The sequence below is a fragment of the Arthrobacter sp. MDT2-16 genome (assembly GCF_054510925.1).
On sequence record NZ_JBTNDP010000006.1, the window covers coordinates 64708 to 91533 of the forward strand.

The 26826-nt window shown below is 70.4% G+C and carries 25 protein-coding genes; 6 read left to right on the forward strand and 19 right to left on the reverse strand.

Annotation, left to right across the window (positions count from 1 at the left end; all coding sequences use genetic code 11):
- Positions 1 to 25: 25 nt before the first annotated feature.
- From ACX80N_RS11705 to ACX80N_RS11715, 3 genes are all read right to left on the reverse strand, one after another.
- Entirely contained in the window at positions 26 to 3079 is a 3054-nt protein-coding gene (locus tag ACX80N_RS11705; protein WP_459339529.1) for an AAA family ATPase, read from the reverse strand.
- Positions 3080 to 3088: 9 nt separating this feature from the next.
- Entirely contained in the window at positions 3089 to 4252 is a 1164-nt protein-coding gene (locus tag ACX80N_RS11710; RefSeq protein ID WP_459339530.1) for an exonuclease SbcCD subunit D, read from the reverse strand.
- Positions 4253 to 4316: 64 nt separating this feature from the next.
- The gene (locus ACX80N_RS11715) at positions 4317 to 5345 is read right to left on the reverse strand and encodes an aquaporin (protein WP_459339531.1); all 1029 of its coding nucleotides are present in this window, start codon (positions 5343 to 5345) and stop codon (positions 4317 to 4319) included.
- A 137-nt stretch (positions 5346 to 5482) separates the two neighbouring features.
- Between ACX80N_RS11715 and ACX80N_RS11720 the strand changes: the two genes are divergently transcribed.
- Both ACX80N_RS11720 and ACX80N_RS11725 read left to right on the forward strand, forming a co-directional pair.
- On the forward strand, positions 5483 to 6532 hold the full coding sequence (locus tag ACX80N_RS11720; RefSeq protein WP_459339532.1) for an ADP-ribosylglycohydrolase family protein: 1050 nt from the start codon (positions 5483 to 5485) through the stop codon (positions 6530 to 6532).
- 3 nt (positions 6533 to 6535) lie between these two features.
- Positions 6536 to 7498: an SDR family NAD(P)-dependent oxidoreductase gene (locus tag ACX80N_RS11725; protein WP_459339533.1), complete on the forward strand. Its 963-nt coding sequence runs from the start codon at positions 6536 to 6538 to the stop codon at positions 7496 to 7498.
- Positions 7499 to 7513: 15 nt separating this feature from the next.
- Here ACX80N_RS11725 and ACX80N_RS11730 read toward each other — a convergent pair whose 3' ends face one another.
- Positions 7514 to 8506 carry an exonuclease domain-containing protein gene (locus tag ACX80N_RS11730; protein ID WP_105030951.1) on the reverse strand — a complete coding sequence of 331 codons (993 nt, stop codon included), beginning with the start codon at positions 8504 to 8506 and terminating at the stop codon, positions 7514 to 7516.
- 101 nt (positions 8507 to 8607) lie between these two features.
- On the opposite strand from ACX80N_RS11730, the gene ACX80N_RS11735 reads away from it, so the two are divergent.
- Positions 8608 to 9300 carry an HAD-IA family hydrolase gene (locus ACX80N_RS11735; RefSeq protein ID WP_459339534.1) on the forward strand — a complete coding sequence of 231 codons (693 nt, stop codon included), beginning with the start codon at positions 8608 to 8610 and terminating at the stop codon, positions 9298 to 9300.
- Here ACX80N_RS11735 and ACX80N_RS11740 read toward each other — a convergent pair.
- The 8 genes from ACX80N_RS11740 to clpS form a co-directional block, all read right to left on the reverse strand.
- Entirely contained in the window at positions 9266 to 9970 is a 705-nt protein-coding gene (locus ACX80N_RS11740) for a GNAT family N-acetyltransferase (RefSeq protein WP_459339535.1), read from the reverse strand. The genes ACX80N_RS11735 and ACX80N_RS11740 overlap by 35 nt on opposite strands.
- Positions 9967 to 10554: a DedA family protein gene (locus ACX80N_RS11745; RefSeq protein WP_459339712.1), complete on the reverse strand. Its 588-nt coding sequence runs from the start codon at positions 10552 to 10554 to the stop codon at positions 9967 to 9969. The genes ACX80N_RS11740 and ACX80N_RS11745 overlap by 4 nt, the downstream gene beginning before the upstream one ends.
- Before the next feature lie 213 nt (positions 10555 to 10767).
- The gene (gene rdgB / locus ACX80N_RS11750; protein WP_105030953.1) at positions 10768 to 11406 is read right to left on the reverse strand and encodes an RdgB/HAM1 family non-canonical purine NTP pyrophosphatase; all 639 of its coding nucleotides are present in this window, start codon (positions 11404 to 11406) and stop codon (positions 10768 to 10770) included.
- A complete protein-coding gene (gene rph / locus ACX80N_RS11755) occupies positions 11399 to 12187 on the reverse strand; it encodes a ribonuclease PH (RefSeq protein WP_459339536.1) in 789 nt (262 codons plus the stop codon). Before rph ends, rdgB begins: the two co-directional genes overlap by 8 nt.
- Positions 12188 to 12259: 72 nt before the next feature.
- Positions 12260 to 13057 carry an MBL fold metallo-hydrolase gene (locus tag ACX80N_RS11760; protein WP_459339537.1) on the reverse strand — a complete coding sequence of 266 codons (798 nt, stop codon included), beginning with the start codon at positions 13055 to 13057 and terminating at the stop codon, positions 12260 to 12262.
- A complete protein-coding gene (gene murI, locus ACX80N_RS11765) occupies positions 13054 to 13962 on the reverse strand; it encodes a glutamate racemase (RefSeq protein WP_105030956.1) in 909 nt (302 codons plus the stop codon). The genes ACX80N_RS11760 and murI overlap by 4 nt, the downstream gene beginning before the upstream one ends.
- Before the next feature lie 82 nt (positions 13963 to 14044).
- Complete coding sequence (locus tag ACX80N_RS11770; RefSeq protein ID WP_459339538.1) at positions 14045 to 14620, reverse strand: DUF2017 domain-containing protein; 576 nt, start codon at positions 14618 to 14620, stop codon at positions 14045 to 14047.
- Positions 14621 to 14629: 9 nt separating this feature from the next.
- The gene (clpS, locus tag ACX80N_RS11775) at positions 14630 to 14938 is read right to left on the reverse strand and encodes an ATP-dependent Clp protease adapter ClpS (RefSeq protein WP_105030958.1); all 309 of its coding nucleotides are present in this window, start codon (positions 14936 to 14938) and stop codon (positions 14630 to 14632) included.
- 134 nt (positions 14939 to 15072) lie between these two features.
- Between clpS and ACX80N_RS11780 the strand changes: the two genes are divergently transcribed.
- Together ACX80N_RS11780 and ACX80N_RS11785 are read left to right on the forward strand one after the other, a co-directional pair.
- On the forward strand, positions 15073 to 16383 hold the full coding sequence (locus ACX80N_RS11780) for a nicotinate phosphoribosyltransferase (RefSeq protein ID WP_459339713.1): 1311 nt from the start codon (positions 15073 to 15075) through the stop codon (positions 16381 to 16383).
- The gene (locus tag ACX80N_RS11785) at positions 16380 to 17003 is read left to right on the forward strand and encodes an isochorismatase family protein (RefSeq protein WP_105030959.1); all 624 of its coding nucleotides are present in this window, start codon (positions 16380 to 16382) and stop codon (positions 17001 to 17003) included. Before ACX80N_RS11780 ends, ACX80N_RS11785 begins: the two co-directional genes overlap by 4 nt.
- A 64-nt stretch (positions 17004 to 17067) precedes the next feature.
- On the opposite strand, the gene ACX80N_RS11790 is transcribed toward ACX80N_RS11785, so the two are convergent.
- The 3 genes from ACX80N_RS11790 to ACX80N_RS11800 all read right to left on the reverse strand — a co-directional run bounded on the left by ACX80N_RS11790 (position 17068) and on the right by ACX80N_RS11800 (position 20845).
- On the reverse strand, positions 17068 to 18846 hold the full coding sequence (locus ACX80N_RS11790) for a DEAD/DEAH box helicase (RefSeq protein ID WP_459339539.1): 1779 nt from the start codon (positions 18844 to 18846) through the stop codon (positions 17068 to 17070).
- On the reverse strand, positions 18843 to 20300 hold the full coding sequence (locus ACX80N_RS11795; protein ID WP_459339540.1) for an MFS transporter: 1458 nt from the start codon (positions 20298 to 20300) through the stop codon (positions 18843 to 18845). The genes ACX80N_RS11790 and ACX80N_RS11795 overlap by 4 nt, the downstream gene beginning before the upstream one ends.
- 245 nt (positions 20301 to 20545) lie before the next feature.
- The gene (locus ACX80N_RS11800; RefSeq protein ID WP_105030962.1) at positions 20546 to 20845 is read right to left on the reverse strand and encodes a DUF3039 domain-containing protein; all 300 of its coding nucleotides are present in this window, start codon (positions 20843 to 20845) and stop codon (positions 20546 to 20548) included.
- A gap of 167 nt (positions 20846 to 21012) precedes the next feature.
- Here ACX80N_RS11800 and ACX80N_RS11805 point away from each other — a divergent pair, with 167 nt between their 5' ends.
- Entirely contained in the window at positions 21013 to 22455 is a 1443-nt protein-coding gene (locus ACX80N_RS11805) for an HNH endonuclease (protein ID WP_459339541.1), read from the forward strand.
- A gap of 54 nt (positions 22456 to 22509) precedes the next feature.
- Here ACX80N_RS11805 and ACX80N_RS11810 read toward each other — a convergent pair whose 3' ends face one another.
- The 4 genes from ACX80N_RS11810 to ACX80N_RS11825 all read right to left on the reverse strand — a co-directional run bounded on the left by ACX80N_RS11810 (position 22510) and on the right by ACX80N_RS11825 (position 26771).
- Positions 22510 to 23067 carry a PKD domain-containing protein gene (locus tag ACX80N_RS11810; RefSeq protein WP_459339542.1) on the reverse strand — a complete coding sequence of 186 codons (558 nt, stop codon included), beginning with the start codon at positions 23065 to 23067 and terminating at the stop codon, positions 22510 to 22512.
- A gap of 429 nt (positions 23068 to 23496) precedes the next feature.
- Complete coding sequence (locus tag ACX80N_RS11815) at positions 23497 to 24084, reverse strand: DUF6318 family protein (protein ID WP_459339714.1); 588 nt, start codon at positions 24082 to 24084, stop codon at positions 23497 to 23499.
- 330 nt (positions 24085 to 24414) lie between these two features.
- Complete coding sequence (locus tag ACX80N_RS11820) at positions 24415 to 25980, reverse strand: transporter (protein ID WP_459339543.1); 1566 nt, start codon at positions 25978 to 25980, stop codon at positions 24415 to 24417.
- Complete coding sequence (locus tag ACX80N_RS11825) at positions 25962 to 26771, reverse strand: ABC transporter ATP-binding protein (RefSeq protein ID WP_459339544.1); 810 nt, start codon at positions 26769 to 26771, stop codon at positions 25962 to 25964. The genes ACX80N_RS11820 and ACX80N_RS11825 overlap by 19 nt, the downstream gene beginning before the upstream one ends.
- Between the last annotated feature and the right edge of the window lie 55 nt (positions 26772 to 26826).

Here is a 26826-nt window from a genome sequence, read left to right on the forward strand (position 1 = left end):
GCCCGACCCGGTAACGCCCACGAGTTTACACGCTGATGGGCTGTTCCACGAAGCGCAGGACCGATCCCTGCCGTCCCTTCACCACCTGCAGCTGCGCGCCGACGCGCTGCTTGAGTTCGGGTACGTGACTCACGAGCCCGACCACGCGGCCCCCGCTCCGCAGGCCTTCGAGGGCGTCCATCACCTGTTCGAGCGCCTGGTCGTCGAGCGAGCCGAATCCCTCGTCGACGAAGAGGGTCTCGATGTCGAGTCCGCCCGCTTCCTGCTGGACGACGTCGGCCAGTCCGAGTGCCAGGGCCAGGGAAGCCATGAAGGACTCGCCCCCCGACAGCGTCGAGGTGTCCCGGCGGTTGCCGGTCCAGCCGTCGATCACGTTCAGCCCCAACCCGGAGCGCCTGTTCCCCGCCGTGGCGTCGCTGTGGACCAGCTGGTACCGGCCGTCCGACATCTGCAGGAGCCGTTCCGTCGCCGCGGCGGCCACCTGCTCGAGCCGCGACGCGAGCACGTACGTCGCCAGCGACATCTTGTACAGGTTCTCCCCCGCGCCGCGCGCGGTGTCCGCCACGGCCTGGACCAGGTGCGCCCTCTCGCGCAGGGGCGCCGCGATCCGCTCGAGGTCCGCGAACTCCCGGGCGTAGGCGTCGAGCTGCGCGACCGACTGGCCGAGCACCTCCGCGGTGATCCCGGCACGGTGCGCCCGGGTCCGGAGCTCCTCGGCGAGAACGCCGGCCTGCTGCTCGTCGTCCTCCGAGGGCGGCTCGACGCCGTCCTGCTCGTCACGGAGACCCGCCCGGATGGCGTCGTCGTCCCACGCCGCATCGAGGCGGTGTCCGCGCACCTCGTGCTCCCGGATCGCGTGCGCGATGCGGCCGTAGTGGTCCTCCGGCAGCAGGGCCGCGCGCGCCTCCTGCGCGTCAGCGAAGGGCGTGGCCCGCAGCGCCTCGTCCAGGCGCCGGGCGATGTCCGTCCGGCGGTCCACAGCGCGCGCCAGGTCGTCGGTGGCGTCACGGAGACCCTGGAGCTCGTCGTGTGCCCGCTGCACCTGGGCGATGCGGTCCGCGAGCGATCGCGCCCCCGACCGGAGGCCTGCGAGCCGCTGCTCGAGGTCCTCCTCCTGCTCGAGGAGCGAGGACGTGCGCGATTCCGCCGCGGAACGCTCCTCCCTCAGCAGGTCCCGCGTCCTGCAGGCCTGGTCCTCCTCCTCGACGGCCTTCCGCACGCGCTCCTCGACGGCCGAGTATTCGGCGGAGGCCGCCTCGGCCGCCTCCACCTTCGCCCGGGCGGTGCGGATGGTGGCCGCAGCGTCCTCCGGCGAGGAGTCGCCGCCCCTGGCTGCGAGGTCGGCGACCTCCAGCCGCACCCCGTCCAGCGCCTCCCGGGCATCGTGCAGGCTCCTCTCGGCCTGGGCCTGCAGGCGACGGGCGGCCTGCTCCTCCTCGAGAGTGACGCGGTTCCCGCCGGGCGATGCCACGGGTGACGGGTGGTCGCTGCTGCCGCACACCGGGCACGGCTGCCCGTCCTCGAGCTGCTCGGCGAGTTCCTCCGCGGCCTGCTCGAGGCGGAACTGCAGCTTCTCGAGCCACTCCGCCTTCAGCCGAAGGAACCGCTCGGAAGCCTCGGCGTGGGCGGTGTCCGCCGCGGCCCGGCGGTCCGAGGCCGCCCGGTACTGCCGCACGACGTCCTCGGCGGTCACCGCTGCCGCGAGATCGGCCCGCAGGTGCGCCACCCCGTCGGCGGCGCGGCGGAGCGGTTCGAGGCTCTCGGTGTCGGTGGCGCGTCGGCGCTGTAGCCGTGCGATGCGCCCGACCGTGTCCTCGAGGCGCGCGTCGAGGCTGCCGGCCTCCGTGACCAGCGCCCGCAGGGCCGATCGCACGTCCAGCAGCCGCTGCTCGTCCGGGAGGGCGGCACGGAGGATCCCCAGGGCGGACGAGGCCGCAGCGCACGCGTCGGTGAGCGCCTCGCGCCGGAACCCACCCTCGGCGGACGGGTCCCCCTCGAGGTGGTCCGCCGCGGTGTCGTTCCGCAGCAGGCGCTGGAGAGCCTCCCGGTGCAGGGACCCCGCCCGGTCCACCGTCACCGCTGCCTCGTCGTCGAGCCCCAGCAGGGCCGCCAGTCCCTGTGCCTGGTCGGACCGGCGCACCGACTCGGACAGGCGCCCGATCTCCTCGGCCCGCCCCTCATGATCAGCTCGCTGCACCCTCAGCTGTGCGAGGGCCTCGAAGCGACTGCGCCGTCGCCGCACCTCCGCCAGTGCGCCGTCCGCGAGGGAGCTCCGCTCCGCGAGCTCGGTGACGTCGAGGGCCGCCTCGTCCCGGCGCACGGAGAGGGCGTCGATCATGGCCTGGATCGACGCTGCCCGGTCGACGGCGGACCCCGTCTCGGCATCGGTGTCCGGTGCGGCGAGGTCATGGCGCTCGGCCTCGTCGACGGCGCGGAGGTAGAGGTGCCGCTGCTTCCCCTCCTGGTCCGCGAGCTCCCGGGCGGTCCGGTGGCTCTCCGCCGTGAACAGTGTCTCGAGGGTCTCGAAGCGCGTGGTCGAGAAGAGTCTCTGCAGCAGGTCCCGCCGTGATGCGGCGTCGGCCCGGAGGAAGGCCGCGAACTCTCCCTGCGGCAGCATCACCACCTTGGTGAACTGTTCCTTGTCCATGCCGAGCAGGGTGCGCAGCTCCAGGCCCGCCTCGTCGTTGCGGGCCGACTTCTGCACCCAGTCGGCGCCGATGTGCTCGCTGAGGAGCGTGTTCGCCTGTTCCGTCGTGGTGCCGGTGCCGCGCCGTGACGGCCGTTCCCATGCCGGAGACCGCTCGACCCGGAAACGCCGGCCACCCACGGAGAACTCGAGGATGACCTGCGGGGCCACCGACTCGGCCGCGTGGTCGCTGCGGAGTCTCTTCGCCGCCTGGCGTGCGCCGGGCACCGAGCCGTAGAGCGCGAAGCACACGGCGTCGAGCACGCTCGACTTGCCGGCGCCGGTGGGTCCGTTGAGGAGGAACAGGCCCTGGGCCGACAGGGCGTCGAAGTCCACGCTCTGCCGGTCGGCGAACGGCCCGAACGCCTGGATCTCGAGGCGGTGCAGTCTCATGGGCGCGTCCTAATGTTCGTGGGCGAGGCTCAGGGCGGCGTCCACCGTGGACCGGACGAGCGCCTGCTCCTCCGGTGAGGGCGTCCGGCCGCGCACGTGGTCGAGGAAGCCGCAGCAGATGTCGGCGTCGTCCTTGGCTCCGGCGATCCGCTCGCTGTACGTCCGGACGTCGTCGCGCTGCCCCCCCTCGGGGGCGAAGGCGAGGACGAGGGTGTCCGGGAACCGCGTCCTCAGCCGCTCCATGGCGCGCGCAGGGCGTTCGCGGTCCGTGAGCGTGATGTGGCAGTACGCGTCCTCGGCCCACTCGAGGTCCGTGCGCGCCAGGAGGTCGTCGATGGTGCCGGAGAGGACCGCGAGGTTCCGCGGGGCGGGCCACTCGACGGCCCGTACGTCGCGTACGCCGTCGGCGTCGACCTCCAGGAGCCACCCGCCCTTGTTCTGGTCCACCTCCGAGAAGGAGTAGGCGATCGGTGAGCCCGAGTACCGCACGTTCTCGGAGAGCTTCTGCCGGCCGTGCAGGTGGCCGAGCGCGCTGTAGTCGAACCCGTCGAACAGCGAGAGCGGGACGGCCCCGAGCCCGCCGATGGCGAGGTCGCGTTCGCTGTCCGAGGGGGCTCCCCCGGCGGCGAAGGTGTGCGCCATGACGATGGACACGACGCGCCGGCCGGCCGTCCGCCGTGCGAGGTCCTCGCGGACGCGCTCCAGGGCGGCACCGGTCACGGCCGTGTGGGTGCCGGCCTCAGCCTGCAGTCCCCCGGCGACGACGCGCGGTTCCAGGTAGGGGATGCCGTAGACGGCGAGTTCGGCGTCGTCCCCGAGAGGCCAGGTCACCGGGACCGCGATGTCCTCGATACGCGTGCGCAGATGCACTCCCCCACGGGCGAGGAGACGCCCACCGAAGCCGAGCCGCGTCGCGGAGTCATGGTTCCCGCTGGTGATGACCACCTGCGCGCCGGCCACCGCGAGCCGGTCCAGTGCGTCGTCGAGCAGTGACACGACGTCGACGGCGGGGAGCGCGCGGTCGTAGACGTCGCCCGCCACCAGGACGACGTCCACGGCCTCCTCGCGCACGGTCTTCTCGAGGCTGTCGATGAAGATGCGCTGGGCGTCCAGCGTCCCGGTGCCGTGGAAGGAGCGGCCCAGGTGCCAGTCGGATGTGTGGAGGATCCTCATGATTTTCACGCTACCGCCGCACGCCGACATTCGCCGGATCAGCGCGGCGGCCTCGGGAACGGTGCTAGCGCACCGGCCCGGAGGTCCCGGTTGCGTCACCCGACGACGGCGGCACATCGGTGCCCGGCCTGTCGAAGAACGACGCCGCATCGCCTGCCGACGCGCTGCCGCGCGGTGCCGGCTGGCCGTCGACGGGCGCGGCGTACTGCGCATCCAGGGCGGTGTCCTGCCCGGCGGTGCGGGTGTCGTGGCCGTCGATGTCGGCCGCCGGCACGGCGGCGGTCCCGACGGACTCGACGGTCTCGACGGACTCGACGGACGAGTCCCGGGCCTGCGCCGGCGCATCGATGCTGCGGAAGAGCAGCCCCGCGATCAGGCCGCCGACCAGGGGCGCGGCCCAGAACAGCCACAGCTGCTCGAGGGCCCACGACTCGGCGAAAACGGCCGACGCGGTGGCGCGGACGGGGTTGATGCCGCCGTTGGTCACGGGCAGCAGGAACGAGAGCAGGCCCGCGTAGATCAGGCCGACGGCGAACGGCGCCAGGTCGCACCGGACGCGCCGCGACGTCGCGCCGAGGAAGACCGCCACCACGAGGGCCGCGGCGACCACCTCGAGCAGGAAGGCGCTGGTCAGGGGGAACTGCGCCGCGGAGTGCTCACCGAAGCCGTTGGCGGAGGAGCTGAAGAAGCCACGGATGCCGGTCAGCTGCGCGTTGGCGCTGAGCGTCAGCCAGATGAGCCCGGACGCGGCGAGGGCGCCCAGCACCTGGGCCACCACGTAGGGCACCACGGACTTCCATCCGGTCCGGCCGGCCACCGCCGAGCCGATGGTGATGGCCGGGTTGAAGTGGCCGCCGGAGATGTAGCCGAAGGCGATCATCGCTGCGATGACGGCGAAGCCGAACACGAGGGTGGGCTGCAGCGCGGTCTCCGTGGCCAGCATGGTGGCACCGAGACCCGCGAGGATCACGAGGAACGAACCGGCACCCTCGGCGATGGAACGGGCCAGGAGGCCGGGGGTCCGCACGTCGTCGGACGTGCCGACGCGGACGGCGCCGGCCGTAGCTCCGGTGTGTGGCGTGGAAGAGGTCATGGAGGCGCAATCCTTCGGTCGTGCGGGAGTCGGTCCGGCGGTGCACCGCACCGCCGACAAGCCTTCCATCCTAGTCTGCACGGCGGCTGGGAGGACAGGCACGGTTCATCCGGTACGGGCTTCCCTAGACTGGAGGGGTGACGACCGACAGCACCGAGAGCAGCACGACGGAGAATTCCACCCCGGCGGACACCACGCCCGCGGACTACGAGGACCGGGTGCTGGGATGCCTGCTCGGGGTGATGGCGGGTGACGCCTACGGCGTCCTGGTCGTCGCCGGGGACGATCCCTCCGCCGCCCTGGCGGACCCTGCGGCGCTCGCCGTCTCGGACGCGACCCAGCTGACGCTGTACACCGTGGACGGCCTCACCGAGGCACTGGAGTGGGCCAATGACGGCGTCGCGGCGGACGAGGCGGCCTGCCTGTGGCTCGCCTACCTGCGCTGGCTGAACCGGCAGGGTGAGCACCTCCCCGCGAGCGCGCCCGCACCGCCCCCGCGATGGCTGGACCGGCAGGAGGACCTGCTGCCGGTCCACGACGCAGACCCCGAGACCGTGACCGCACTGCTCACCGGCGCGATGGGGACACGGTCCCGGCCGCTCAACCCCTTGGCGTCGGGCCCCGGAGCCCTGATGCGCTCCGCCCCCTTCGGTCTGGTACCCCGCATCCCCGCGAGCATGGTCGAACGGCTGACCGTCGACGCCGCGGCCCTCACCCACGGCTCCGCCGCCGCACGGAACACCGCGGCCCTCTTCAGCGGCGTCGTGCGCGCACTCGCGATCGAGGGCGTCGACCTCGCCGGAGCCGTCGATGCCGCACGCGGGGAGGAACACCGCCTCGCCGTGGGCGCTTACGTGGGCGGGAGCACCGACGGCAGTGCCGTGGCCGGCGGACCTCCGGACGGCGGACCGACGGCGGCGGGAACCTTCGAGGCGGCGCTGCAGGCCGTGCTGGAGGGGGCATCGGCGGGCTCGCCCCGCGAGCACCTGGCGGCGGCCCTCGCCCACGCGGCGGCAGCCGGCCGGCCCGACGCCTCGCCCGTGATCGCCGCCTCCGTGGCGGGCGCGATCGTCGGCGCCCTCCACGGCACGCAGGCCCTCCCGCCGGCCCACCTCGATGCCCCCGGGGTCCCCGGCGTCGTCCGGACTCTGGCGCGGACCCTGCTCGCCGCGACCACGGGCGCCTGAGGGATGCGTTCCACGCCCCACTCCCCCGGTGCCCGTCCCGGTTCCGTGCCCGGCTGGGACCCGACGAACCTCCCCCCGCTCACCGGGCGGCGCGTCCTCGTGACCGGCGGCAACGCGGGCCTCGGCTATTTCGCCTGCGAGCAGCTCGCGGCGGCGGGCGCGAGCGTGGTCATGGCCTCGCGCAACAGCGAGAAGGCCGGGCGTGCCATCGGTGCCATCCGCGCCCGGCATCCCCGCGCGGACGTGACCTTCCAGCCGCTGGACCTGGCCGACCTGTCCTCGGTGCGGACCGCCGCCGCGGCGATCGCCGAGGGGCCGCCCCTGAGCGGGCTGCTCGCAAACGCCGGCGTGGTGGGTTCTGCGGAGCGGCGGAGCACGGCGGACGGGTTCGAGCTGCAGTTCGGCACCAACCACCTCGGCCACTACGCCCTGATCGCCCTGCTCCTGCCGACCCTCGCAGCCTCCGGGACGCGGATCGTCCACCTCGGCAGCATCAGCCATAGATGGGCGCGACTGACGCCGTCAGCCCTGCAGCCGTCGACGTACCGCAACGGGAGCGCCTATGCCACGTCGAAGCTCGCGGTGATGGCGTTCGGCTTCGAGCTGGCGCGGCGCCTGGCCCTGACCACCAGTGCGGCGACGAGCGTCGTCGCCCACCCCGGGTTCGCCCTGGGCATGTTCACCCCGGAGCGGCCGGGGATCGACGCGCACCGGCCGGCTGCCTCGTGGAAGCGCCGCGTCATGGAGCCGGTGGCGCAGGGCAAGGATCACGGCGCCTGGCCGCTCGTGCGGGCCGCGGTCGACGCCGGCGTCCCGAACGGCGCCTACTGCGGCCCCGACGGCTGGTTCCAGCTCAAAGGGCGGCCGGGCCTGGTGCCGGCGAAGCCCGCCGCGCGCGAGAGCAACGCCGCGTCGAGGCTCATCGAGCTGTCGGCCTCCCTGACGGATGTCCCGCTGCGCTTCTGAGCGGTGCTGCGCGGGCTACTGGCTGTCCGCGGGCCACCGTCCGCCGGTCATCTGCAGGAACTCGGCCTCCGAGAGGACCTCGATCGCCTGACCCCGCTCGTGCAGTTCCAGCACACGCCGGGCCTTGCCCGTCACACGTCCGTTGCGCAGGTCCGAGGCGACGAAGCCGTCGCCGACCACGAGGACGGTGGTCCTGCGTGTGACGGAACTGGCGGGCTGGGCGCCGAGCCGCGCCGCGCGCTCCTTGGCCTGCGGGCGCGGGATGCCGAGATTCCCGGTGAAGACCACGGTCTGTCCGTAGAGCGGGTGGCGCGGATCGGCCTGGGCGTTGGCGTGCGGGTTCTCGCCCTCCTCGGGCCAGCCGGCCCAGCCCGTCGGGGACGTTCCGCGGCCCAGCGCCGTCCGGGTGGCCTTCGAGAGCTCATCCACCCCCGGCGCGTACGGCTCGGCCCGCGACAGCAGGAGGTCGTGGTGTCCGAGCACCTCTTCCACACTCGGGGCGTCGTGCCGGCGGGCGATGTCGAGCATGATGCCCGCGCAGGCGCGGGCGTCCTCGACGGCGTCGTGGTGATTGACCAGCGGGACACCGGCGGCCTCCGCGACGAAGGGCAGGGAGTAGGAGGGCAGTGAGTAGCTCCTGCGCGAGAGCAGGACGGTGCAGGCGTAGTCCCATGCCGGCCCGGCGAGCGCGGAGACCTCGAGGGCCGAGCGGATGACGCCGAGGTCGAAGGCGGCATTGTGCGCCACGAGGACGTCGGACCCGATGAAGCCGCCGATCTCGGGGAACAGCTCCCCGAACCGCGGGGCGTCCTCGACCATGCCGGCCGTGATGCCGTGGATCGCGATGTTGCGGGAATCGAAGTGATCGTGCCCGGCTGGTGGACGCATCAGCCAGAAGGCCTCCTCCACGACCCGGCCGTCCCGGACCTTGGTGAGCCCGACGGCGCAGGGGGATCCGCGGAAGCCGTTCGCTGTCTCGAAGTCGATGGCCGTGAACGCGATTCCCACCCGATGAGTTTACCGCCGCCCGCCCGCGCACCGGGCCCGCGTTCATGTAACGTTCACCGCGGTCCCGATGCGTCCCCCGGGGAACGGTCCTATCCTGAACCATGGTCCCAATCAGCAGCTCCCCACGGTGGTATCTCATCGACTACGGGAACGTCGTCTCCACCGCGCCCACGCCCCAGGACTGGGAGTTGCTCGCGGAGGCCACGGGCGTGCAGAACCTGCAGGACCCGGCCTCCACCTACTGGCGGCAACGCTTCGCGTACGACGCCGGGGCTCTTCCGCCGGAGGAGTACTGGTCGCTGGTGTGCGGCGAGCGCGTGGAGCACGTGAGGGCAGCCTGGCTCGACGTCCTCGACGGCAACCAGTGGTCGCACCCGAACCTCGAGACGCTGGACGTCCTGGAGGACCTGGAGGCGCGGGGCGGACACCTGGCGCTGCTCTCGAACATGCCGGCGCCCATGGTCGCCCAGCTGTCCCATGCTCCGTGGACGAGGCTCTTCTCCCGCCTCTTCTTCAGTTCGTCGCTCGGGCTCGTCAAGCCCTCGTCCGCCATCTTCGAGCACGTCCTGGCGGAGCTCGGCGTCGACCCGGCCGCGGTGACCTTCGTCGACGACGCCCCGGCGAACATCGCCGCTGCACGCGCCCTCGGGATCGACGCCCGCCTCTTCGATGCGTCGTCGGACCTGTCCCGCGTCCTGTTGCAGCCGGCGGGCGTCCCGGCGGATCCCATGCCGTCGGCGGTCGTCGCGGGTCCTGCCGTCAGCCGGCCGGTGCCGGAGCCCGCCCGGGAGTGAGGAAGGCCAGCACCTCGGGCGCTCCGTCGACATGCGCGCTCCAGTCCGGCCGCGCGAAGTCCTCGCGCGCGAGCAGCAGGTTCTGCTGCGTCTGCACCTCACCCGGGCGGGCCTCGACGAGCGCAGTCCCGTTGGGCACGTAGCCCAGGCGCCGCGACACCCCGAGCGAGGCGGCGTTCCAGTCGGCGGCGCTAGACACCGCCGACGTCGCCCCGAGGTGGTCGAAGGCGAACTGCAGCACCGCGGCCCTCATCTCGGTGCCGAGGCCGCGCCCGTGCACCGGACGTGTCAGCCACGACCCCGATTCGACGCGTCGCAGCAGCGGGAAGCGCCGCGCCGTCAGGTCCTGGACACCGACGACACGGCCCTCGTGCAGCACGGCGAAGTTGATCGTCCAGTCCTCGGGCGAGACACCGACGCGGGTCCTCCACTGGTGCCGCACCGTCTCCGTGACGAGGACGTCGCGGGGTGCGTCCGTCCAGGGGACGCTGAACGGCATCTCGGCCGGATCGTGGACCCCCGCGAGCACGGCGTCCACCAGCTCCGGCAGGTGCCCGTCGCGGACGGGCGTGAGGACGAGGCGGGGCGTGGTGATGACGAGCCCGAACAGCGGCCATACACCGACCAGCGGGTCGGTGGTCCCTCCCGCTGCCTGTGCGGGACCGGTCACCGGACCCGTTTCTGGGCGCGGTACTTGCGTACCTTGGTCACGACGAAATAGACCGCGAACAGCACGACGGCGATGATCACGATCTTCTGGAAGGTGTCCGCGTACTGCTCGACGATGTGCCAGCTCTCGCCTAGGTAGAACCCCGCCAGCACGAAGATGGTGTTCCAGATCAGGCTGCCGGCCGTGGTGAGCAGCAGGAACTTGCCCAGGGGCATGCGCTCGATCCCGGCGGGGATCGAGACCAGACTCCGGAAGAGCGGGATCATCCGCCCGAAGAAGACCGCACGGTAGCCGTGCCGGTCGAACCAGGCCTCCACCTTGTCCACGTCCTCGAGGTCGATGAGCGGGACCCTGGCCACGAGCCGCCTCATGCGGTCGCGTCCGAGCCACGCACCGAGCGCGTACAGCACATAGGCGCCGACCACCGACCCCAGCGTGGTCCACAGGATCGCCTCGAACAGCGAGAAGTTGCCGCGGCTCGCGGTGAACCCTGCCAGCGGCAGGATCACTTCGCTCGGCAGCGGCGGGAAGAGGTTCTCCAGCGCGATGGCCAGGCCGGCGCCGGGCGCGCCGATGGTCTCCATCAGGTTCACGGCCCAGTCGGTGACGGCGCCGAGGGCAGAACCGTCCGACGTCGTGGTCGCCGTCGCGACGTTGACCGCCTGCGCGGCCTGGACTGTCTGGATGATGCTCACGGTGGTATCCGTCCCTGGTCTGGGCCGCCCCGGTGGGCGGCTCGCGTGCTGTGCTTGTTCGTCTGGTGCTTGTACGTCTGGTGCTTGTTCGTCTGCTGCGTGCTACCGCAGTGCGTCGATGAGGTGCGGCAGCAGCGCCCGGAAGGCGATGCCCCGGTGGCTGATGGCGTTCTTCTCCTCCGGGGCGAGCTCCGCGCAGCTCCTGTCGAGGCCCTCCGGCACGAGGACGGGGTCGTAGCCGAAACCTCCCGCACCGCGTGGGGCCGTCAGCAGTGTGCCGCGCAGTTCGCCGCGCTCGGTGCGGCCGGCGCCGGGAGCGCCGACGGTTCCACGCGGATGCGCGAGGGCTGCGGCGCAGACGAAGGCCGCGCCCCGCCGTTCGTGCGGGATGTCGGCGAGCTGGGCCAGGAGGAGTGCGAGGTTCGCGGCGTCGTCGCCGTGCCGTCCGCACCAGCGCGCCGAGAAGATGCCGGGCGCCCCGCCGAGCACGTCCACGGCGAGTCCGGAGTCGTCGGCGACGGCGAGCAGCCCGGTGGAGTCCGCCACCTGTTCCGCCTTCAGCAGCGCGTTCTCCTCGAAGGTCACGCCGCTCTCCACCACGTCCGGGGCACCCGCGGCGGCCGCGTCGATGACCTGCGTGTCGACGTCGAGCCCCGGCACCTGTCCGCGCAGCAGCTCGCGCAGCTCGCGCAGCTTGCCGGGATTGCGCGTGGCGAGGACGAGCCGTGGCGCGTCAGCCACCCTGGGAGTCCCGGAGCGTGTCGACCTGGATCTGCGCGAGCTGCGCGGTGCCGAGCAGCGCGAGGTCCAGCAGGGCGTCGAGTTCCGCACGGTCGAACGGCGCGCCCTCGGCTGTGCCCTGGACCTCGACGAACGTGCCGGATCCGGTGACGACGACGTTCATGTCCGTCTCGGCGCGCACGTCCTCGACGTAGGGCAGGTCGAGCATGGGGACGCCGTCGATGATGCCCACGCTGATGGCGGCCACGGTGTCGGTGAGCGGGTTCGCCGATGCGGGGATGAGCTTCTTGTCCTTCGCGTAGCGGATGGCGTCGGCGAGGGCCACATAGGCGCCGGTGATCGCCGCGGTCCGTGTGCCGCCGTCGGCCTGCAGGACGTCGCAGTCGAGGACGATCGTGTTCTCCCCGAGCGCCTTCGTGTCGATGATCGATCGCAGCGAACGGCCGATCAGGCGTGAGATCTCGTGGGTCCTGCCGCCGATCCGGCCCTTGACCGACTCGCGGTCGGAGCGCGTGTTCGTGGCGCGCGGGAGCATGGCGTACTCGGCGGTCACCCAGCCCTTGCCCTCGCCCTTGAGCCAGCGCGGCACACCGCTGGTCAGGCTCGCCGTGCAGAGCACGCGGGTGTTCCCGAACTCGATGAGGGCCGACCCCTCGGCCTGCTTGGACCAGCCGCGCGTGATGCTGATGTTGCGCAGCTGGTCGGGCGTCCTGCCGTCGGCACGCAGCACGGGGGTGGTGTTGCCGGCGGTGGGTGCGGGCGTGGGATTCGCGGAGGTCATGATTTCCAGTCTAGACGGGAGCACCTGGGAGGACGCCCGGGGATCCGGGACCACGCACCGGCTCCGGATGCGTCAGACGGTGTAGGAGACGCCCGCGACGGCGATGGCGAGGTGCCCGTCGTAGCTCTCCCTGGCCTCGCCGACGGCCACGTTCGCGTCGTTCCACACCGGCAGGTGCGTCAGCAGCAGCCGCTTGGCCGACGCCCGGGTCGCCACGTCCCCCGCCCGCTTGCCGGTGAGGTGCACCCCGGTGATCGCGTCGTCGCGGCCCTCGTGGAAGGCCGCCTCGCACAGGAAGACGTCGGCGTCCTTGGCCGCGTCCACCAGCCCGTCGCACGCGTCGGTGTCGCCCGAGTAGGTCAGGATGTGGGGCCGGGCCTCGCCCCCGGCATCGGCCTCGGTCACCTCGACCCGCAGCGCGTACGCCTCCTCGATGGGGTGCAGGACCCGGTAGGGCGTGATCGTGAAGGGCCCCAGGGACACCGCCGACCGGTCCTCCCACGACCGGAAGTCGAAGTCCTCGTGCATCCCCGGATCCGGATCGAGGCCGTACGCGCTCGCCATCCGGTCCGCCGTCGCGGCCGGTCCCCAGACGGGGATGCGGGGCAGCCCCCAGCCGGACGGGTCCCAGTGGACTGCCACGTGCAGGCCGCACAGGTCCATGCAGTGGTCGGGATGCAGGTGGGAGAGGAACACGGCGTCGATCTCGCGCAGGTCCATGTACCGCTGGAGGGCACCGAGCGATCCGTTGCCCAGGTCGAGGAGGATCCGCCACGTGCGGCCCTCCCACTCGGCGCTGAGGAGGTAGCAGGAGGCCGGGGACTGCGGGCCGGGGAAGGATCCGCTGCAGCCGACGATGGTGAGCTTCATGCGGGCGGGAACCCGGCGGCGATCATCTCGGGCGTGATCCGCGCGAGGCTGCCGGTCGGATACTGCGCGGCCACATGGTCCACGTGCTGGACGCTGAGCACCTCGGGCCCCAGGAACCGGCGTGCCAGCACCTCGAAGCCTGCGGCGTCGCCCGTCGCGATGAAACGGTGCGCCCCGGGTGCCGTGCCGTCCCGCTCGAGGTCGTGGGAGACGAGCGCGCGGTACACGTCCTTGGCGGTCTCCTCGGCGCTCGACACCAGGGTCACGGCATCGCCCATGACGTAGGAGATGACGCCGGTCAGCAGCGGATAGTGGGTGCAGCCGAGCACGAGCGTGTCCACACCCGCGTCCTTCAGCGGCGCGAGGTACTCCTCGGCCGTCCTCAGGAGGGCAGGGCCGCCGGTGATCCCGGCCTCCACGAACTCGACGAAGGCCGGGCACGCCACGGAGGTGACCTCGAGGTGCGGGGCGGCGGCGAAGGTGTCGTCGTAGGCCCGGGACCCCACGGTGGCGCTCGTGCCGATGACCCCGATCCGGCCCGAGCGGGTGGAGGCGACGGCCCGGCGGACGGCCGGCTGGATGACCTCGATCACGGGGATGCCGTACCGGGCGGTGTAGCGTTCCCGCGCATCGCGGAGCACCGCGGCCGACGCCGAGTTGCACGCGATGACGAGGAGCTTCACGCCCGAGTCGACCAGCTCGTCCATGACGCCGAGCGCATGGGCTCGGACACGCGCGATCGGCAGGGGTCCGTAGGGCCCGTTCGCCGTGTCACCGACGTACATGATCGATTCGTGGGGCAGCTGGTCGATGACGGCTCGCGCGACGGTCAGTCCCCCGACGCCGGAGTCGAAGATGCCGATGGGCGCTTCGCTGCGGTCGGTGTTCGCTGGCTCTGGGCTCATGATCCTCTGAGACTAGAACGTGCCGCCCGCGAAAACTATTCATCGGCCCGTGGGGTGTGTCACAGCCCTCCACCGGTGCGCGTCAGCGCTCCAGCCGAGCCGCTTTCAGCATGGCTTGCACGAGGGACTCCTGGAGCCAGGTGATGAAGTTGTAGACGAGCGCGAGGTAGGACTCGACGTCGTCGACGTCCTTGGAGTCCGCGATGTCGTGCAGCCGTTCGGCGTCCTCCTCCGTCTCGATGCTGAGCCGGTCGGCGAGGACGAGGCGGACGTCGTTGAGCGCCTGTGCGAGGAGCCGTGCCTGCTCGGAACCGAGGGTGATGGGATTCGTCTCGATCACCAGGGCGCTGCTGCGCAGGGCGCCGATCTTCTGCTCGCGCAGCGACCGCTCGGTCAGGCGCCGGAAGGCGAGCGCCTCGTCGTCGTCGCCGCGGACGGCATCGGGCAGGAGGCGGCGGACGGCGGAGTCGTCGGGCGCCGTCGCCTCGGCGTCCGTACCGGACATGCCCACGATCGCCGCCAGCGGGTCGTCGCCGGGCTCCGTCTCGGGCTCGAGCATGGAGATGACGTCCTCGAGCAGCGCGCCGAGCAGGCGCGCCTCCCCGGGTTCCAGCGCGCCGGTGATGCCGCGGCGCGTCGATTTGAACGGCTTTGCCATGGGGTGGGCTTACTCGCTTCCGATTTTCTCGAAGGTGGCCCACAGCCCGTACGAGTGCAGTGCCACGGTGTCCTGTTCCACTTTCTCGCGGCTGCCGGAGACGACGGCGGAGCGGCCCTGTTCGTGGACCTCGAGCATCAGCGTGCGGGCCTTCGCCTCGCTGTAGCCGAAGTAGGACTGGAAGACGTAGCTCACGTAGCTCATGAGGTTCACGGGATCGTTCCAGACGACGACCACCCAGGGCTGGTCCAGGTCGGTCTTCTCGGTCGTCCGCACCTCTTCCAGGGTGTCGGTGCCGGTTGCAAAGCCTACGGTCATCCCCTCATTCTAGGTCGCATCCCCACTGCCCGCTGTCCGGGTACTCACACCCCGGGCGCCCCGCTATCGTTTCAAGGGTGATCAATGCCCACACCGAACCGCCCGCCGCCGGTGCGGCGCCTCCCGCCCCGACCATGCCGAACAGTGCGCTCTTCACCGACCAGTACGAGCTCACGATGCTGCAGGCCTCCCTGCACTCGGGGGCGGCACACCGCCGTTCCGTGTTCGAGGCCTTCGCCCGCCGGCTCCCGGCCGGGCGGCGGTACGGCGTCGTCGCCGGGACGGGGCGCCTGCTCGAGGCGCTGGCGACCTTCCGGTTCGACGACGCGCAGCTGGCGTTCCTCAGCGACCACCGTATCGTCGACGACACCACCCTCTCCTGGCTGGCGGACTTCCGGTTCACGGGTTCCATCTCGGGCTACGCGGAGGGCGAGGCGTACTTCCCGAACTCGCCGATCCTGACGGTGGAGTCCACCTTCGCCGAGGCCTGCATCCTCGAGACGCTCGTGCTGTCGATCCTCAACCACGACAGCGCCATAGCCTCCGCGGCCTCGCGTATGACCGGTGCGGCCGCCGGGCGCCCGTGCATCGAGATGGGTTCGCGCCGCACGCACGAGGAGGCCGCCGTCGCCTGCGCGCGTGCCGCGATCATCGGCGGCTTCGCGAGCACCTCCAACCTCGAGGCCGGCCGCCGGTACGGCCTGCCGACCGTCGGCACCGCCGCGCACTCCTTCACGCTCCTCCACGATTCCGAACGCGCGGCGTTCGAGGCGCAGGTCGCAGCCCTGGGACGGGGCACCTCGCTCCTCGTGGACACCTACGACGTCGAGCAGGGCGTCCGCACGGCCGTGGAGGTGGCGGGCCCCGAGCTCGGCGCCGTCCGCCTGGACTCCGGCGACCTCGTGGCGCAGGCCCGCTGGGTGCGGCAGCTCCTCGACGACCTCGGCAACCACACCACCAGGATCGTGGTGACGTCCGACCTCGACGAGTTCGCCATCGGGCTCCTCGCCTCGGCCCCGGTCGATTCCTACGGTGTCGGCACGTCGCTGGTCACCGGCTCCGGTGCGCCGACGGCGGGCATGGTCTACAAGCTCGTGAGCCGGCAGGACGACTCCGGCGCGTTCGTCTCCGTGGCGAAGGCCGCGAAGAACAAGGCGTCAGTCGGCGGACTCAAGCACGCCCTGCGCCGTCGTGACGAGCACGGGGTGGCCCAGGCTGAGATCGTGGGCATCGGGATCACGCCCGGCGACGACGGCGACGACCGGCCGCTGATGCAGCAGTTCATGCGCGACGGCGTCGTCCTGCCCGGCTGGACCGGGCCCGAGGCGGTCCTGCGGGCCGCCGGGCAGCACGCCCGTTCCATCGCCGAGCTGCCCGGAGCCGTCCGGCGCCTGCAGCGCGGCGAACCCATCATACCCACCGAGTACGAGGAGGCAGCACCGTGACGCGAGCACTGATCATCGTGGATGTGCAGAACGATTTCTGCGAGGGCGGGTCCCTCGCCGTGCAGGGTGGCGCGCAGGTCGCAGCCGCGATCAGCGACCACATCGACGAGCAGGCCGGCTCCTACGACTACGTCGTCGCGACGCAGGACTGGCACATCGATCCGGGGGCGCATTTCTCCGAGGACCCCGACTTCGTGGACTCCTGGCCTGTCCACTGCGTCGCCGACACCAAGGGGTCCGACTTCCACCGGGACCTCGACACCGAGAGCATCGACGCCGTGTTCCGCAAGGGGCAGTTCGAGGCCGCGTACTCGGGCTTCGAGGGTGTCAAGGCGCCCGACGACGAAGTTCCCACGGGTGAGCAGAAACTCGGCGGCGGGGCGGTCGACCCCGACGAGGACCCGATGACCCTCGACGACTGGCTGCAGGACCACGAGGTGGACGACGTCGTGATCGCCGGGCTCGCCACCGACTACTGCGTGCGGGCCACCGCGCTCGACGCACTCCAGGCGGGGTACGCGGTGTCCGTGCTCACCGACCTCACGCGGGGCGTGCACGAGGACAGGTCGGAGCAGACCCTGGACGAACTCGAGGCCGCAGGCATCGAACTGGTGCGCTAGAACCGGATGCACGAGGGCCGGGCTGGTACGTCCAGCCCGGCCCTCGTTCTGTGTCCGCGCAGCGCTACTTCTTGCCGATGAACCAGTCCTGCAGCTTCTGCAGGCGGCGCTGGAGCTGGTCCTCGTCGGCCTGGGCCACGGCCGGGCCGCCGCACTGCCGGCGCAGCTCGGTGTGCACCTGGCCGTGGGGCATGCCCGTCCGGGCGGCCCACGCCGAGACGTTCTTCGCGAGTTGCCCACGCAGTTCGGTGAGCTGCCGGTGGTCCACCACGAGCGGCTCGGCGGCCGCCGCCGCCGTCGGGCGTGTCTTGCGGCGTGACTGCTGCTCCTGCTGGCGCTGGCGCAGGAGCTGGCCCACCTGGTCGGCGTCGAGCAGCCCGGGGATGCCGAGGAAGTCGAGTTCCTCGTCACTGCCCATCTCACCACCGGTCCCGAACTCGCCGCCGTCGAACAGGACGCGGTCGAAGGACGCCTGTGACTCGAGCGCCTCGAACTTCTGCTTGGTCAGCGAATCCGACGCCTTGTCCTCGCGGTTCGCCTCCTCCATCAGCGCGTCCTCGAGGCCGAACCCCTCGTCGTCCTTCTCCGGGCGGTCGAGGGCGTGGTCGCGTTCGAGTTCGAGCTGGTTCGCCAGGGCCATGAGGTTTGGCACGGACGGCAGGAAGATCGACGCCGTCTCGCCACGCCGTCGGGCACGCACGTAGCGTCCGACGGCCTGGGCGAAGAACAGCGGGGTCGCGGTGGACGTCGCGTAGACGCCGACGGCGAGTCGCGGGACGTCCACGCCCTCGGACACCATGCGCACCGCCACCATCCAGCGCTTGTCCCCTGCGGAGAACTCCTCAATCTTCGAGGAGGCCTTCGCGTCGTCGGACAGGATCACCGTCGGGGACTCCCCCGTGATGCGCTTGAGCTGGCCCGCATAGGCGCGGGCGTCGTCGTGGTCCGTCGCGATGACGAGGCCCCCGGCGTCGTGCACGGTACGGCGCACCTCGGTGAGGCGCTTGTCGGCGGCGGCGAGGACCGCGGGGATCCACTCGCCGGCCGGGTTGAGTGCCGTGCGCCAGGCCTGGGCCGTGATGTCCTTCGTCACCGCGGCCTCACCCAGCGATGCCGCCATCTCCTCCCCACCGCTGGTGCGCCAGCGCATCTGGCCGGAGTACGCCATGAACATGACGGGCCGGACCACGTGGTCGCGGAGGGCCTGGCCGTAGCCGTAGGTGTAGTCGGCGCGTGAACGGCGGATCCCGTCGCGGTCCTCGGCGTACTCGACGAAGGGGATGGCCGCGGTGTCCGAGCGGAAGGGCGTCCCGGTGAGCGCGAGGCGGCGTGCCGCGGGTTCGAAGGCCTCGCGGATGCCGTCGCCCCACGAGAGGGCGTCGCCGCCGTGGTGGATCTCGTCGAGGATGACGAGGGTGCGGGCAGCCTCCGTCTTCGCGCGGTGCAGCATCGGCTTGCTGGCCACCTGGGCGTAGGTCACGGCCACGCCAATGAACGCACCGCCGTGGCGACCGTCGGCGTTCTTGAAGTTGGGGTCGATCGCAAGGCCCACCTTCGCGGCAGCGTCCGCCCACTGGCGCTTGAGGTGGTCCGTGGGCGCGACGATCGTGATGCGGTTGATGACGCCGCGATCGACGAGCTCGGTCGCCACCCGGAGGGCGAAGGTCGTCTTGCCGGCACCCGGGGTGGCCACCGCGAGGAAATCGCTCGGGGACTCCCGGAAATACTTCTCCAGCGCTTCGCTCTGCCACTGGCGCAGCTTAGGGGCGGTCCCCCAGGCGGCGCGCTCCGGATATGCGGGGGGCAGGGCTGCGCCGGCACCGAACAGGGTGTCACTACTCACGCCGGGACAGTACCTTCCATTGACTTGCTGGGGGTGAGGCCGGGGCCGTCGTCGGATGACCTGGCCCCTCTCAGACCCGAAACTATACCTGCTGCCGTGAACACCCACAGAGCGAGCCAGATCGCAACGAACGTGGGCACGTGTCCCGGATCGGCGGGATCGCGCAGGAGCGCGAACAGGGCACCGGCACCGGCCGTTCCGGCGACCCCGCCCAGCTGGTCGGAGATCTGCAGGGCGGCCGAGTTGCGCCCCTGCTCGGTGGTCGGCGACAGTTTCAGCACCAGCACCGACGTGCTCGACAGCGTCATCCCCATGGCGAAACCCGAGAGTCCCCACACCACGGCGAGCACCCACAGTGGCGCTTCGACCGCCGTCGCAAGCGCGAAGCCGCCGAGCGAGAGCGAGAGGATCGAGGAGCCGGCGACGAGCAGCCACTGCCGCTTGAACGTCACACGCGCCTGGACGTAGGACCCGGCGCTCCAGCCGAGTGCGCCTGCACTCAGGGTGAGGCCGGCGGTCCCGGGGTCGATGTCCCGCGAACTCGCCAGCATGAGCGGGATGAAGGCCTCGGTACCGAAAAAGGCCACATTCACGAGGCCGCGTGTCGCGATGATGCTCGGTAGCCCGCGGCCGAGGACCAGGGTGCCCTTGGGCAGGAGTGCCGGCAGGACGAACAGGGCGACCACGACGCCGGCCGCGGCCAGCAGGGCGAGCCCGGTGACGGTCCCGGCGTCGGGATCCTGCGTGTCGGCGAGCCGGACCACCGCCCATTGGGCCACGAAGACGCCACCGACCAGGGCGAGGCCGCGCAGGACCCGCGCTCTCGCCGAACCGGCCTCGTTCGAATCCAGCGGCCCGAGCTCCCTCGTCTTGGGCCATACGATCACGACGGCGGCGAGGACCACGGGCGCGGCACCGAGGAACACCCAGCGCCATCCGAACTGCTGCGTGACGAAACCCGCGACCACCGGTCCGATCAGGGCCGGCAGCACCCATGCGGCGGCGAGCCAGCCGAACACCACCGGCTGGGCCCGCTGCGGGAAGGAGCGCCCGATGACGACGTACACCGCCACGATCATGGCGCCACCGCCCAGTCCGGACACCGCACGGCCCACCGTGACGAGCCAGAAGTCGGACGCCACTCCCGCCACCAGCAGGCCGAGGATCATGAGGGTCATCCCGACGGCGAGCGCGGGCCGGGGACCCTTGCGGTCGCACCACGAGCCGGCGACGACGGTGCCCAGCAGGGATGCCGTCAGGTACATGGAGAACGCGAGGCCGTAGCTCGCTTCGCCGGAGAGCTCACGGGCCACGGAGGGCATCGCGGTGATGACGGCCATCGCCTCGAAGGCCGCGCAGGTGATGATCGCGAGGATGCCGATGGTGAGGGGGCGCAGCTCGGGCGTCATCACGCCGGCTGACTTCTTCGTGGCCGTTCTGGCGGTCTTGCTCATGGCACCTGGTGTTCTACTGGGGTCTGCTCATGCGTGGCCGGCGTGGCCGTGGCTCGCCGGTGTTCCTCGGTCAGCGGCGCACCGAGCCACCCCGAGGGGTGCGACTGTGCCGACGTGTCGGATGGCCACGTGCCTCGCGCAGATCGGCATGGCATGAACCAGCCCTTCACCCTGTGGAGCTCCAGGACCTGCAACGGACCCCTGGGGCGCATGCTCCCGCGGTCGGGCGTGCTACTGCCCGGTTGTCAGCTCTTGGGGTCGTCGTTGCCCGGACGCAGGCCGTTGTAGATCTCTTTGCATTCGGGGCACACGGGGAACTTCTCCGGGTCGCGGCCCGGTGTCCACACCTTGCCGCAGAGGGCGATCACGGGCTCGCCGGTGAAGGCCGACTCCATGATCTTCTCCTTACGCACGTAGTGCGCGAAGCGCTCGGCGTCACCGGGCTCGACCTCCTGACGCACTTCCTCCCGTTCGATGGTTGCCGTGGAGCCGCCGGTGCCGGGGTCGAGGGGATCGTTGGCGAAGGGATCTGCAGGCATAGTCATGACCCCAGTCTATCGCCCGTCCGCGCAGGGCCCCCGGCGGAAGTTCTGAGTATCCCATTCCTTTCTCCAGGATATCCCGCATCGACTCGACGAATTACTTGAACTCGCCTCCTGGATTGCATTCGCAAGGCCCCGATAGTGTCGGTGGCGGGGTCGATGATGGAGGCATGAGAACGGGTGCCGAGTATCGGACGGAATGCGAGCGGATCGACGCACGCATACTGTCCCTCAACGCCGAGAAAGCCCGCATCGACGCCGATATGGCAGCCGCCACCGAGGAACTGCGTGTACTTCTCGAAGACCAGTTCTTCGATTACCAGTCCGGCGCGGAATCCGGTGGGGAATCCGGTCGACAATCCGATCAGCACGGCACCAGGCGACGCCGCACGAATCTGGCGGATACGACCGCCGCAACCGAGCTGGCATGTCTGCTGCGGATCTCCGAACGAGCCGCTCATCGCCTCGTGCAATACTCCGCGGTCCTGGTCAACCACCAGACGAGAACCCTCCAGGCCCTCCGCGAGGGAACCATTTCCTGGGCACATGCGACCACCGTCGTGCACGAATGCGAGGGGCTGCCCGCAGGCGCGGCCGCCCTGCTCGAGGATCAACTCCTCCCACTGGCCGCGGACACCACCCCCAGCCGCCTGTCCGCCAGGGCACGCTCACTACGCACGCGGCTGGACCCCGAGCCCCTCCTCGACCGGGCTGCCACCGCCGCATCCCGTCGCCGCGTGGACATCGAACCCGATCACGACGCGATGGTCTGGCTGCACGTGTACCTGTCCGCCACCGATGCCACCGCCATCGACACCCGCCTGAACCTGATCGCCCGTACGCTGCAGACTCCCACCGAGCACCGCACCCTGCCCCAGCTACGCGCCGATGTCCTCACCGACCTGCTGATCTCCGGAGACGGCTGCCCCGGCACCACCGCCTGCCAGAGCGCTGGTGCCGGGACCGGGTCGGACACGGGGGCTGGTGCGGATGCGGGTAGTGCGAGTACGGGCACCTGCTCCGGGGCCGGTGCCGGGGTGGCAGCCGGGGCTGGAAGGATCAGGGCCCACGTCAATGTCACCGTCCCGGTGCTGACGCTGCTCGGCGTGGACGACGCCCCGGCCGATCTCGAAGGCTACGGACCCATTCCCGCCGATATCGCCCGGCGGCTGGCAGCCCACGCGCCCTCGTTCACGCGCCTGCTCACCCATCCCGAAACCGGGGCCGTGCTCAGCGTCGGCCGCACCACCTACAGCGTCCCTGCGGACTTGAAGACCTGGCTCCGGGTCCGCGATCAGACCTGCCGCCATCCCGGCTGCACCATCCCGGCCTCCCGCTGCGAACTCGACCACACCGTGCCCTGGTCCCATGGCGGACCCACCAGCTATGACAATCTTGCGCACCTGTGCCGCAAGCACCACAAGCTCAAGAGCGAAGGCATCTGGCACTACACCCAGGATCCCCGGCATGCGCTTGACACCGGGAACACTCCTGCCGGTCATAACGCCCTCGGCACACAGGACACCCGAGACCGACAACCATCCGGTCGACTCACCGCCATCTCACCCACCGGCCGCGTCTACACCAGCGACCCCGTACCCCCGCCGTTCTGATCCCTGCCGGCAACCACCTGTAGCCGTCGGCCAGCGATCATCACCGGCAACCACTCAGCGGGCAGGCGGCTGGCAGCCGATCCCGGTGGGGTTCTCCAGGCAGTCTTGGCTCACCTGGTGTCCCCGCGTGCGCCAGATACTCATCAGATGCGGCGCCGAGACCACGGCGGCCTCTCCGGCGACCGGCTGGAACGGCCCGCCGTCGACCGAATAATCCCCGGCGAAGAACGTGGTCACTGTCACCTGGAAGTCCCCCGTCTCGGCGTACCGGTGACTCGTCGGCGTCTGCGTATCGAACCCATTGCCCGGCACCGGACCGCCAGGGCTGGTGGTGCGTACGGTCGTGCCATCGCCGGACTCCCACAGATACGCGACCGGACGGGCCATGAGCACGACATCGGCGTCCTGGAACTCGAACGCGAACTCCTGCTCCGCAGCCTGAGCCCACAAGTTCGAGTGCGCGTTGCGCAGCCCGAAATTCGCGGGCTGCGACAGGATCGTCGCCGCAAGCACCGGCTGCTTCTGGAACTCCTCCACCGTGATCACCACCGGCACTTCCGCGGGCACGAATCCGGCCTCCACCGGCGCGACCGGTGGCTCGCCGGGATACATGCAGGAAGTCCTACCCGTGGGCGTCCGGGTTGCCGGTTGCACCCGGGTATCGATGGCGATCCAGTTCACCAGAGTGCCACCCTCCTGGGCGGCACACACGGCATCGACCCGTGGACACGTCGCAGGATCCAGGGCCTCACCAGCACCTGCAGTACACGCTCGCTCGTAGGTGTACTCAATGCCGTCGTCCACCGGCGAAGCGGCGGGCGTTGTCGAAGGTGGCCCTGCGTCAGGGACGACTCCATCGCCTTCTGCAACAGGACGTCCGCCTTGCTCAGTCTTCGAGACGCTTTCTGCGTTTACAAGTCCTCCATCCGAAAAGCCGCTCCTACCTTTCTATTGTCGGCAGTGGCGCTACTCGCGCTGACCGAATGAATGCACAATACAATGGTGACTGCCGTAATCACCCGACCCAATCTTCGTCTCATATCAAGCTCCCTCAGGAGAGCCGAACTCGAGCATAAGCCATTTATCTTGGTCCCAGAGTGCAATAGTGACGTTTATGGTCGATGGCAGCGGCTCAGACCGATCTACTTCCCTGCCTGTTGAATTAAAGTAGATCAACTCCGACTGTTCTACGTCGACGAATGAATTTATCGAGCCCGAAGTATTCTTTAAGAATTCAGTTTGCAGCGAGTTCAGGCGCACGTTTCCGCCCTTAATCCATCCTCCATTGGTGTAGTGGTCACGGACCTGACCCGTAAGGTTTGAGCAGGACCGACAACCGGCATCTGTTAGTTCGTCATATGTCGCCCAGTCGTTGGTCTCGTATCCGTATGAGAACAGTTCGAACCAGTACTCGGTGAACGCCTCCAGCCCCTCGGCCGAGTTCTCGTCGGCCAACGGTGGCTTCACCGGTACCGGAATGTTCGCAGCGGGCCCCGCCGAAGACGCGGGCGATGGCGCGGGGCTGGACGAAGCGGACGCGGATGCCGACGCGGAGGCTGCAGACACCGACGGCTCAGGAGTAGGGGACGCCGAGGGATCGGCACCGCCCTGGCATCCGGTCAGCACCATTGCCGCGATGACTGGACCTGCCAGAGCCGGCACGAGACGTCGGCCTTGAAGTGTACGCACAGGAAACACGTGATTCCCCAATCGTCCTCGCCCGCCAAGCCGGAATGGGTGCCAGCATAACGGCAAGCACTCCGACTGCCACCGGTTATACACAGGTGGAATCGGCGACTGCGCACAAATCTGCTCCGGTCTTGCCAGGTCCTCGGACTCGACCTAGGGTTCGCCGCGCGCCTTCGACGGAAAGGAGCAACGCCGCGACGAGCCCGGCAACGGGCAGGAACAGCGCCGCGACAAGCCTTCCACCGAAGCGCTCCTCGGGAGACGGACCGGTCAGCGGTTGGCGGATACGGCCAGCAGCAGTTCCGGCGCCCTGCTGTCGTACCACCGGCCACCGACCCGGATGCCCGCCACGAGCAGGACCGCTCCGAGGACCAGTCCGACCAGCAGTGTCAGCCACCCGAACAGCGCATCCCCGGTCACGAAGTAGACGATCGTCAGGACGAGCTCGGGCAGGGCCAGCAGCACCATCACGATCCAGCCGATGAACTGCACGGTGAACATGGTGAAGTTGGTGCCCGGCGGCGTCTTGAAGGCGCTCTCGCCGGGAAGCGGCACGTTGTACGTGTACCGCGCCGATACGAGGCTCGACAGCCCTGCACCGGTCAGCAGCAGGCCGAGCGCCAGTCCCAGCATCACCGGTAGGTCCTCGGGCCGGCCCGTGATCAGCAACGGCACCACCGTGAACACCAGGGTGATGGGCAGGGAGAAGACCAGCAACGCCGCGGCCCGGCCCAGACGGTCGTCGAGACCGCGGACCCCGGTCGACAGGTGGAGGCTGAAGGCCGTGTTGTCGTAGGAGATGTCGGCCGAGATGGACCATGCCAGGAGGAATGCCGTGAGGGGACCGAGGAAGGCGAAGGCCGTACCGGACGCTCCCCCCGAGAAGTACAGCAGCACCGCGACGAAGGGGATCACCACGAGTGAGGCGGAGTAGCGCGGATCGCGGAGCCAGTAGGTCAGGGCCCTCGCAGCTACCGCCCCCGCGGGGGTCGCGGGGAACCGGCCGAACCAGCCGAGGTTGCCACCGGCCCGCTTCGCCACCGCATTGTAGGGAGGTGTGACCAGCGCGTGGGCGAGGGTGCGGCTCCACAGCACGAGGAACAGCAATAGGGTGGCCGCCCCGATCAGGAACCGCAGCAACGCCGTCCCGGGATCACCCATGGCGACGTCCGCCGGCACCGCCCAGAGGGCGCCGAGTGGTGTCCAGGCGAGGACATCGGCCAGGGATCGCGCGAAGCCTGGCGAGCCCTGGAATCCGGCGGTCACTCCCCCGATGATCGGCCCCAGGAAGATCAGCGGGATGAACGCCACGATGCCGTTGATGTCCTTGAAGCGGCGCGAGCCCGTCAGTGAGGACACCGCCGTCGTGACGAGGCGCGATGCGACGACGCACAGGAGGACGGCGACCAGGGCGCAGACCAGGGCGGCCAGGGCGGCCGCGGGATAACGGATCCATGTGAGCACCTGCGTCAGCGCGGCGATGAGCGTCACGATCCCGGGGATGCCCACGAGGCCTCCCAGCACCAGCCCCGCGAGCAGTTCGCGTCGCGGGATCGCGAAGGTCACGAAGCGTGCGGGGTCGAGCGTCATGTCGATGCCGGCGGCCGCGATGGGGATCACGATCCACCCGAGCACCGTGGCTGAGCCGCCGATCACGAGGACGGTCCGGATAAGCTCGGGGTCCTGACTGCCGAGCAGCACGAGGCCCACCACGATCAGCCCCAGGACGCCCAGTCCGTACAGCCCGCCGAGGATCACCCCGATGAGCTGCCCGGTGCTCCGCCTGAGCGAATTGCGCAGCAGGAGGATCTTGAGTCTCAGGAGGTGCGCAACCACGTCAGCCCTTCCGAGGTGTTCCGGCCGCCGACGAGCTCGACGAAACGATCCTCGAGCGTGGCGTCGCCCCGGACCTCGTCGACGGTCCCGGCAGCGAGGACGGTGCCCGCCGCGATCACGGCGACGTGGTCGCACATGCGCTGCACGAGGTCCATGACATGGCTGGAGACGATCACCGATCCCCCGGACTGCACGTATCCGGTCAGGATGTCCCGGATGTTCGCCGCCGAGACGGGATCGACGGACTCGAACGGCTCGTCGAGCACCAGCAGCTTGGGGGCGTGGATCAGGGCGGACGCGAGGGCGATCTTCTTCGTCATCCCTGCCGAGTAGTCGACCACGAGCGTGCCGGCGTCGTTCGTGAGATCGAGGGCGCGCAGCAGGTCACCCGTGCGCTGGACCACGGTCTCCCGGTCCATGCCGCGCAGCAGCCCCGCGTAGGTGACCAACTGCTCACCCGTGAGGCGGTCGAAGAGCCGGACGCCGTCGGGCAGGATCCCCATCAGCTTCTTGGCCTGCAGGGGCTGCGCCCACACGTCCACCCCGTGGACGAGTGCCTGCCCGAAGTCGGGACGCAGCAGGCCCGTGGCCATGGACAGCGTGGTGGTCTTGCCGGCGCCGTTCGGACCGACGAGCCCGTAGAACGAACCCGGCGGGACCTCGAGGCTGACGCCGTCGACGGCGATCTTCTCGCCGAAACGCTTGGCGAGTCCACGGATGCTCAGGGCGGCCGTGCCGGTCCTGGCCTGCGGATTGTCCTCATCGGTCGGCGGTGGCACGAGTGAACTCATGGTGCCACGCTAGCAACGCACGCTTCCGCCACTCGTCATCCCAAAGGAGGAGAAG